5 protein-coding genes and 3 tRNA genes are annotated in these 4,126 nt (G+C 64.3%); 5 read left to right on the top strand and 3 right to left on the bottom strand.

Features of this window, described 5'->3' with window-relative positions; all coding sequences use genetic code 11:
* Positions 1-570, bottom strand: a 570-nt coding sequence (locus VFC51_15450) for an LON peptidase substrate-binding domain-containing protein (GenBank protein HZT08418.1), incomplete at its 3' end; no start/stop codon positions are given.
* Positions 567-1,013, bottom strand: coding sequence for an Hsp20/alpha crystallin family protein (locus VFC51_15445; protein HZT08417.1), 447 nt, complete (start codon positions 1,011-1,013; stop codon positions 567-569). The genes VFC51_15450 and VFC51_15445, both read right to left, overlap by 4 nt.
* Positions 1,014-1,198: 185 nt before the next feature.
* Between VFC51_15445 and VFC51_15440 the strand changes: the two genes are divergently transcribed.
* Entirely contained in the window at positions 1,199-2,197 is a 999-nt protein-coding gene (locus VFC51_15440) for a uroporphyrinogen decarboxylase family protein (GenBank protein ID HZT08416.1), read from the top strand.
* A 113-nt stretch (positions 2,198-2,310) separates the two neighbouring features.
* Here VFC51_15440 and VFC51_15435 read toward each other — a convergent pair whose 3' ends face one another.
* Complete coding sequence (locus tag VFC51_15435; protein ID HZT08415.1) at positions 2,311-3,417, bottom strand: glycosyltransferase family 2 protein; 1,107 nt, start codon at positions 3,415-3,417, stop codon at positions 2,311-2,313.
* Positions 3,418-3,631: 214 nt separating this feature from the next.
* On the opposite strand from VFC51_15435, the gene VFC51_15430 reads away from it, so the two are divergent.
* The 4 genes from VFC51_15430 to VFC51_15415 form a co-directional block, all read left to right on the top strand.
* Positions 3,632-3,704 (top strand) — tRNA-Thr (locus tag VFC51_15430).
* A 7-nt stretch (positions 3,705-3,711) separates the two neighbouring features.
* Positions 3,712-3,799 (top strand) — tRNA-Tyr (locus VFC51_15425).
* Between the two features lie 46 nt (positions 3,800-3,845).
* Positions 3,846-3,921: transfer RNA gene (locus tag VFC51_15420), tRNA-Thr, on the top strand.
* A gap of 67 nt (positions 3,922-3,988) precedes the next feature.
* The coding region (locus tag VFC51_15415; GenBank protein HZT08414.1) for a GTP-binding protein at positions 3,989-4,126 on the top strand (138 nt) is incomplete at its 3' end.

Genomic DNA, 4,126 nt, shown 5'->3' with positions numbered 1-4,126 from the left:
GTTGACGTCCAGCTCGGCGAGGAGCGCTTGCTTCTCGTTCAGCGGCAAATCCATATTGGCGGCTACGAAATCGGCGACGCGTCCGGGCTCGGCAATGTTCTCGATCGCCACCGACAGCTCCTCGGGGCGATTGGGCGAGAGCCCGACGAGCCGCTGAAATTGCGCGCGGAGATTGACGACGAGGCCCTCGATCTCTATGGAATCTTCGAGAACCTCCGTGGCGGTTTCGACGCGGCCAATCAGGAACGGCTCGGCCTGGAGCAGCTCCAAGAGGCGCACGCGATTGAGCCCCTGGAGCAGCACCTGCACGCTCCCGTCCGGGACGCGGAGAAGTCGGACGACCGTGGCGCTGCAGCCGATGGTCGAGAGCGTGTCCCGAGTGACGGGCCCGTCCTCCGTCGTCGGATAGAAGAAGGCGATGGTCTTGTGGCTCGAGACGACCGAGTCGATGGCGCGTATCCAGCGCTCTTCCCGGACGGCGAGGGGGAAGAGCATGGAGGGAAACACGACCGTGTCGCGATTGGGAATGATGGGGAGGATGTTCGTCGTGGGCTGACCGGGCTCGCTCATGGGTTTGAAACCGCAACGCGCTGTGGTTCGACGGCCGTGAGCTTCGGCATGACGACCTCAAGGAAGCCGGACTTGTACCGTGCCGTCGCCGACTCTGGGTCAACGTGGCTGGGCAAGCCGACCGTCCGCTCGAACCGTCCGAACGGAATCTCCATACACGTATACATGCGCTCACCTAATGGGCCCCGGTCCTTGCGCTCGCCGCGAACGGTAATCGAATCCCGAGCCACCACGAGTTGAATCTCGTCCTCGGGGACGCCGGGCAGGTCGATGATGGCGACGACCGCGTCCGTTGTCTCGTAGACGTCCATAGCGGGTTGCCATACGCGCTGCGAGAAGATCACGGAGTACGGTTTTCGCCGGGAGATGTGTTGCAGATAGCGGTCCATCTCTCGTTGAAGCTCGTCGAAGCTTTTCAGCCAGGGCCGTTGGAAATCAAACATCAATGCGGCTCCTGTGATGGTTGGCCAGCCCGCTCGCCGGTGCGCTCTTTCAGCATAGTAGGACCGACTCGGGAAGAGCGTCAACGTCAAGCCGCGGGGTGGCCGGGCCAGCGCACCTCAAACGTGATATCGTGGGCGCACATTCGTGCGCCGCACCGGCGCGCGGGGCGGGGATAGGTCGCGAGTTGAGCGAATCGCTGAACAAGTTCGAACGGTTAGAGGCGCTGAAGGCCGGGACGCCTGTTGCCCGTCCGGGATGGGCGCTCTGGCGGCACTTCTACGACCGGGAGACGACGGCGCACGACCTTGCGGAGGCCATGATTGCGTGGCAGCGCACGTGGGACTTCGACTTCCTGAAAGTCAACCCGCGCGCCCAGTATCACATCGAGCCCTGGGGTGGACGGTATCGATACCCGGCGCCGGATCGCAAGCCGGTCGTGGACACGGTCCCCGTCAACCGACCCGTCGATTGGGACCGAATCGAGCCGCTGGCTGCCACGGTTGGCGCCTTCGGCGAGCAGCTCGAGGTGCTGGGCACGATTCGTCGAAGATTGGGACGTGACGTTCCCATGGTGGAGACGATTTTCACTCCGCTGTCGGTGGCGGGGGATCTCGTCCCGACCGATGTGGCATTGGTCGAGCACATGCGCACGGATCCCGATCGCGTCGAACGCGCGGTCCGCGCCATCGCGGAGACGCTCGCCCGCTTTGCATGCGAATGCCTGAACGCCGGCGCCGATGGCATCTACCTGGCGACGACCGAATGGGCGCGGTCCGATGTGGTGACGGAAGCCGAATACGAACGGTTCGGCCGTCCATTCGATCTGGATGTCTTGAACGCGGTCGCCGATGCGCGGTTCAACGTGCTCCACGTGTGCGGCGAGCGCGCGTTTGTCAGGCAGCTCGCCGACTACCCGGTGCACGCTCTGAGCTGGGCATCCACGTTTGCGAGCAATCCCTCTATTGAAGACCTCGCGCGCACAGTGCCGAAGATCTTTCTCTGCGGTCTTCGCTCAGATGCGCTCGAAGGGGAGACGGCGGAGGTGGCGCTCGCCGACTATCGCGCGGCCGAGCGGGCCGCGCGCGGACACCCATGGATCCTCGGCGCGAACTGCACGATCCGGCCCACGTCGAAGGCGGAGAACCTCCGTGTGCTGCGGGAAGCGGCGACCTCTGCCGCCTAGGATCCTGCAGGGCACGCGAAAACCGTCCGCGCTTCTGCCTGCTGAAGCGTGCCGCGCCCTTCGACGATCTCAGAATGAGCAGGTCCTCAGCCCCCGACGCGGCTGCCGCGCTGTCAGCTTCGCGGCGCGGGAAGCGAGCCACGATCGGCGAGAGTATCGGTTCCGCCCGGCCGAACCTCCGCGAATTCCGCTGTCACGATCCCAACGGCCCTGCAATACCGCATGGATATCAGGTTTGCAATGCGATGCGGTGTCGTTGGGGAGTGGTCGTCGAAGATCTTTCCGCTCAGCATCGGCGTGATGGCGCCATCTGGAATCGTCCGTTTCTTCTGGATCTTCCGCCGCAGGCGGGCGACGTATCGCACGTGCCCCATAAGCCAGAGGAGGCCCCCAACGATCCGCGCGTATCGCCGAACCAGGCGCGTAAGCTCCGCCGGTCCTGAGGACGGCCGCGTAATGAGGTGCCGGCAGTCGTCGACCAGCCGCGCGACGCCGTCGAAGAGATACAGCGGGAGGAGGCGCCACAAGGTCCACGCTTCGTAGCACGCCAGCAGCGTCAGGAGCTTGTTGCGCTCGTAGTAGTAGGCCGCGAGGCCCGGGTCTCGTCGAGCGGTCGCGGACCCGAGGTGCTGGACGGAGGACCGTAGGGCCCGAGCGACATCGAAGCCGATGAGCCTGGTCCGCCAGGAAAGGAGGAGATCTTCGTAGTAGGCGAAGTAGCGGTCCTCGAAAGGCTCGCCGACGATCGCGCGTTTGAAGGCCAGCGAGCACCCGGTTGCATAGAAGGGGCGTGAAGCGTCGGCGAGGACGCTGGGGATCGGATGCCCGATAACGCTCACGGTCGCCGTCCCGAGCGCGTAGGCCTCCGGGAACCGGGGGTCGTGGATGATTGAGCTGGCGATAGCGACCGAGTCGGGCTCCAGCGCGGCCACGAGCTCGGCCAGCCAGCCTGGCTCCGGCACGGCGTCGTTATTGAGGAGCACGATCACGTCTCCTCGGCTGGCGCGGATGCCGATGTTGCAGCCCGCCGCGAAGCCTTCGTTTTGGCGATTTTCCACGACGCGGACCGTGGGAAAACAATCATGGATCAGCGGGATGCTTCGGTCGGTGGAGCCGTTGTCAACCACGACGACCTCCGCGCCCATGGCCGCTGCCTGCGGAATGGTCGCCCGAAGGCATGGCTCCAGGAATTCCTGGCCGTTGTAGTTCACAATCACGATGGAAACGGAAGGTGCGATCTCACCACCTCATCGCGCAGATTGTCGCCGACTCGATCGCGAGCGCCAGCCAGACGTGGACCTGAAGGGCGGATCGTTGATGCCGCCAGACGGCTTTCGGTATCATCCAATTGCGAGATAAGCGTACTCGTACCGACCGTCGATTGAGGCCCCCGAAGGGGGTCTTCTGTTTGAGAGGGCCCGAGCGGCCGCACCCGCCGACGTAGCTCAATTGGCAGAGCAGCGGTTTTGTAAACCGCAGGTTAAGGGTTCGAGTCCCCTCGTCGGCTCCGTCGCGGTGGGGTGGCCGAGTGGTTAATGGCACCGGTCTGTAAAACCGGCTCCCGGAAGGGATTCACAGGTTCGAATCCTGTCCCCACCACCATCCGCGTTGCGCGATCGGGATTTCGACCGCGCGCGAGAGTAGGCAGGCCCACGTAGCTCAGCCGGCAGAGCGCGTTCTTGGTAAGAACGAGGTCACCAGTTCGAATCTGGTCGTGGGCTCCAGTACCTTGGGCAACGTGCCCGCGCACTGAACACGACAGGCGGAAGGACCCCGGGGGAGACGAACGTCATGGCGAAGAAGAAGTTTGAGCGGACGAAGCCGCACATCAACGTAGGGACGATTGGGCACGTGGACCATGGGAAGACGACGCTGACGGCGGCGATCACGAAGACGCTGGCGCTGAGGGGTGAAGCGGAGTTTCGGAGC

The organism is Chloroflexota bacterium, assembly GCA_035652535.1.
In the GTDB taxonomy this organism is placed as follows: Bacteria; Chloroflexota; UBA6077; order UBA6077; family SHYK01; genus DASRDP01.
This window is presented reverse-complemented; position numbering and strand designations above follow the sequence as displayed.

What these genes read in the sequence shown, in the direction of transcription:
- VFC51_15445 (HZT08417.1), bottom strand. Translation starts at nt 1,013, where the DNA reads ATGTTTGATTTCCAACGGCCCTGGCTGAAAAGCTTCGACGAGCTTCAA.